Below are 4388 nucleotides of genomic sequence, written 5' to 3' on the forward strand. Positions count from 1 at the left end.
GCGTCGGCGCGCCGACGCTCGCGACCCCCCAGAGGTAGCGGTCCCCTGGCTCGGGGTCGGGGTTCGTCCACGTGAAGACCGCCGTCCCGGACTCGACCAGCCCGGTCAGCTCGACGGGCGAGGGGACCGCGCGGAGCACGGCGGTCGGGGTCCCGGTCGCGGTCGGCGCTGCCGGGGCGGGGCCCGGCCGGGAGAAGGTCAGGACCGCGGCCGCGGCGAGGATCGCGAGGATGCCGGCACCGGCGACGATCGTGGCGAGCGAACGACGCGGTCGCCGCTCCTGCGGCTCGGCCGCGCGCGCGGCCAGGAGCGCCTCGAGGTCCCGCCGCCAGCGCTCGGGGACGTCGTCCGGATCGGTGGGCGGGACGGCCTGCTGGGGGCCGGGCGCCGCACCGACCTGCTCGGCGAGGGCTGGGCTCCCCGCCACGGGCTCACCCGCGGGCTGCGCCGACGGGTCCTGGGGGGAGATCGAGCGGACCGGTCGCAGCCGGGTGGCCTGGTCCGCCTCCCCCTCCCCTGCCTCGACGACCGCGCCACCGAACTCGTCCGGCAGGTCCAGCGGGGTCAGCGGGAGCATGAGCTCGGCCTCGACCTGCTGCAGGGCACGGGCAAGGGCGATCGCCGAGGGGTAGCGGCGTTCCGGCATGCGTGCCATGGCGCGGGTCAGGACGTCATGGAGGGAGGCAGGGACGTCGCCGCGTCCCGTCGAGGCCACGGCGGACCGCTCGATCCGGACGATGAGGTCGGCCGCCCCGTTCGGGCCGTCGGGGAGCTCGAACGGCGAGCGTCGTGCCAGCAGCGAGTAGATGGTCGCCGCGAGCGAGTAGACGTCCGAGCGCTCGTCGCTCCTGGGCTCGTCGGCGAGCATCTCCGGCGGCGCCCAGGGGATCGACATGCCGACCGCGGCACCGGCGGCGAGGCCGGCGGTCGCGGCGATGCCGAAGTCGGTCAGTGCCGGCCAGCCGAAGTCCGTCGTGAGCACGTTCGCCGGCTTGATGTCACGGTGCAGGATGCCTGCCCGGTGCGCGGTCTCGACGGCAGAGGCGAGCCGGATGCCGATCCGCAGGACCTCCGCGACCCCCATCCGCTCGGCGCGGTAGCGCTCGGCGAGGCCCGGCCGCGAGCAGTACTCCATGACGAGGAAGGGCCGCCCGTCCGAGGCGACATCGGCCTGGAAGACGGTGACGATCGACGGGTGGTGCGAGAGCGAGGCCATCAGGTCCGCCTCGGTCCGGAACCTCATCCGCGTCAGGTCGTCGAGGGAGCTCGCGAGCAGCACCTTGACCGCCACGGGCCGACGGGGCATCAGCTGGCGGTAGAGGAAGACGTCGGCGAAGCCGCCCATCCCCAGGAGTCGGACGTACTCGTACCCGGGGATCTCAGGCGGCGTCGACGGCTCGCGTCGTGAGCTCACCCACCGGCCTCCACGAGGAAGGTCGCGCCCTCACCCAGGTCGACCACGACCCCCGGCTCCACGACGGTCGGCTCGCCAGGATGCAGCCGCTGCGGACCCGCGCCCTGGCGCAGCAGCAGGACGCCGTTGGTCGAGCGCAGGTCCGTGACCACGACGTCCTCCCCGTCCATGCGCACCTCGGCATGCGTGCGGGAGATGTCCTGGTTCGGGCTCGCCAACGTGACGAGCCGCGGGATCTCGTTGTTGGAGACACGGGTCACCTGCGGCGCCCTGCCGAGCAGCACCGGACGGTTGAGCGAGACGACGAGACCGGTGGAGAGCACGAGCTTGGCGGGAGCGGGGTTGCGCGGTGTCGGCACGGCGAGCGAGGGGACGGCGTCCCCTGCCCACTCCGGCAGCTGTCGACGCAGGGCGACGACGTCCGAGCTGAGCACGGTGAGCCCGTCGTGGTCCTGGCCGTGACCGCCGTCGTCGTCCGGGTCGGGACCGACGACAGGTGCCGATGCGGGGGGCGCTTCCGCGGGGTCCTGCTCACGCCAACGGCCCGGGGCGGTCCGCACGATCGGCACGGGCGCCGTTCCTGCGGTGAGGTGGTCCTCCTCGGCGGGTCCGCTCTCCGGTGCCCGCTCCCTGACCTCCTCGAGCACGACCCCCGAGGCCTCGGACCGCAGCGGCCGGACCCTCGCCCATGCGGGCACCGGCTCGTCACCCGGCTCCTGCTCCTCGTCGGCTGCCGACGGCGGCGCAGCAGGCCGCACGACCGAGAGCACAGGGGCGGGAGCGGCGGTCGGGGTCGCCTGCGGGGCGGGGGCGGGCACCGGCTCAGGTCCCGTGCCGGAGACGGACGCACCCTCCCCTGCTCCCGGTCCGGACTGCTCCGCCGCGCTGAGGTCGACGACGAGCCGTCCCGCGCGGACCACCCCGGAGAGCAGGGGGATCGTGACGGACGCGTCGGGCTCCTGCGCGTCGGGCATGCGCACCACGAGACGTCGCGCGTCTCCGAGCACGGCCTCGGTCCAGGTGGTCATGCGTGCGCCGCTGATCGTGCGCGTCCCCTCCCCGGTGGTCACCTCCACGACCACGTCACCGCGGACCACCGCGTGCACCGTGCGCCCCTGCACATCCACCAGGACGAACGGAGGCACGGCGGAGATCCCCGGGCGCAGCAGGTCGGTGAGCAGCTCGGCGAGGCCCGCCCCGTCGCGCAGGGCCCGCCACAGGGCGGCGACCGTCGCGCTGTCGGCCTCGCCGGGCAGGGCCACGCAGCCGCCGTCGTCGACGGCGACCCACCACGAGCCGGGACTGTAGGCGGGAACGATCATCTGTCCTCCTCGATCCAGGTCACCGGGCGGCGCGCACTCCTGCGGCGCGCCGCGTCGGCAAGGTTCTCGTGGGTGTCCTCGACGGCGCCCAGGTCCGCGCTCTGCCCCGAGCGCCGGGCCGGCGTGTCCCAGGTGCGCTCGACGTCCTCTGGCCGGGCGCCGGTGGCGACGTCGACGACGACGGCACTGACGTTGTCCCGGCCACCACGCCGCACGGCGGCGTCGACCAGCGCGATCGCTGCGTTCTGCGGGTCGCGCACCGAGGAGAGGATCTCCCGCAGGTCCTCGTCCGGCAGCTCCGAGGTGAGGCCGTCGGAGCAGACGAGGATCCGGTCGGACGGGCCGGCCGGCAGGAGCCAGTAGTCCGGCTCGGGTTCGAGGTCCGTCCCCAGGGCACGGGTGATGACGTGCCGGTCCGGATGGCTGCCCGCGCCCCCCGGCGCGAGCTCTCCGCGCTCGACGAGCTCCTGCACGACGGAGTGGTCGACGCTGATCTGCTCGAGCGTCCCGGCGGCCCAGCGGTACACGCGGGAGTCGCCGATGTTGAAGACCAGCCAGTACGACCCGTCGGCGGTGCTCGCGTCGGCGACCCCGGCCACCGTGGTCCCCGCGCTGCGCTCGCCGACCGAACCGCGGATCCGCTGCGAGATCCGCCCGACGCACTCGTGCACGTCGTCGGCGGTGACCGTCGCCCGTCCCGCGAGACCGGCGAACTCCTCGACGGCGATCCGGCTCGCCACGTCACCGGCGGCGTGGCCGCCCATGCCGTCCGCGACCACGAACACCGGGGGGTAGGCCAGCAGGGAGTCCTCGTTGAGTCGGCGCACCCGTCCTCGATCGGTCGCCGAACCCCAGGTCGTCCGCACAGCTCACCCCCCTCCGCATGACGGGTCCGACCCACGACATCGGCACGTTCCGCGCCCGACATGAGGCCGAACGGGTGACATCTCAGGCAGCGCGCTCCACGAGGGACCGGGCGAACGACTCGAGCGAGTCCCGGACGGGACCCTGGGGCAGCGTACCGAGCGCGAGGACCGCCTCCTCGGCTCGCGCGGTGGCCAGCGCTCGCGTCTCGGCGACCACCGGGTGGCCGCGGAGCGCGGCGACGGCGCTGGCGAGTGCCTCGTCGTCCGAGAGGTCGCCGTCGAGCAGCCGGACGAGCTCCACGTCACCCTCCGCGGCGTCGGGAGCCGCTGCGCGGGCCCGCAGGAGGAGGACCGGCATGGTGGGCACCCGCTCCCGCAGGTCGGTACCGGGCGTCTTGCCCGTCTCGCCCCCGCTCGAGGTCAGGTCGATCACGTCGTCGGCGAGCTGGAAGGCCAGGCCGATCTTCTCGCCGTAGGTGGCCATCGTCCGGACCGTCGCCTCGTCGCAGCCCGAGAAGAGCGCGCCGTAGCGGGCAGAGGTCGCGATGAGCGAGCCCGTCTTGTCGGCGAGCACCTGGAGGTAGTGCGCGACGGGGTCCCCGTCCCCCGGCCCCACGGTCTCGTGCAGCTGGCCGAGGCAGAGCCGCTCGAAGGTCTCGGAGTGGATGAGCACGGCGTCGGTGCCGAGGCGGGCGACCGTCGAGGAGGCGCGGGCGAACAGCAGGTCCCCGGTGAGGATCGCGACGTGGTTGCCCCAGACCTCGTGCGCCGACGGCGCCCCCCTCC

At 74.5% G+C, this 4388-nt stretch carries 4 protein-coding genes; all 4 read right to left on the reverse strand.

Annotated features, from left to right (window positions below; all coding sequences use genetic code 11):
- A partial coding sequence (locus ABWK99_RS13990; RefSeq protein WP_372595314.1) for a serine/threonine-protein kinase occupies nt 1–1414 on the reverse strand: 1414 nt, incomplete at its 3' end.
- Nucleotides 1411–2736: an FHA domain-containing protein gene (locus ABWK99_RS13995; RefSeq protein WP_372595315.1), complete on the reverse strand. Its 1326-nt coding sequence runs from the start codon at nt 2734–2736 to the stop codon at nt 1411–1413. The genes ABWK99_RS13990 and ABWK99_RS13995, both read right to left, overlap by 4 nt.
- Nucleotides 2733–3563, reverse strand: coding sequence for a PP2C family serine/threonine-protein phosphatase (locus tag ABWK99_RS14000; RefSeq protein WP_372595316.1), 831 nt, complete (start codon nt 3561–3563; stop codon nt 2733–2735). Before ABWK99_RS14000 ends, ABWK99_RS13995 begins: the two co-directional genes overlap by 4 nt.
- Nucleotides 3564–3684: 121 nt before the next feature.
- A partial coding sequence (locus ABWK99_RS14005) for a polyprenyl synthetase family protein (protein WP_372595317.1) occupies nt 3685–4388 on the reverse strand: 704 nt, incomplete at its 5' end.

The organism is Actinotalea sp. (assembly GCF_041597215.1).
Taxonomy (GTDB): Bacteria; Actinomycetota; Actinomycetes; order Actinomycetales; family Cellulomonadaceae; genus Actinotalea.

Bases quoted from the DNA above. Each gene is read 5' to 3' on its own strand.
- ABWK99_RS13995 (WP_372595315.1), bottom strand. From the start codon at position 2,736: ATGATCGTTCCCGCCTACAGTCCCGGCTCGTGGTGGGTCGCCGTCGAC.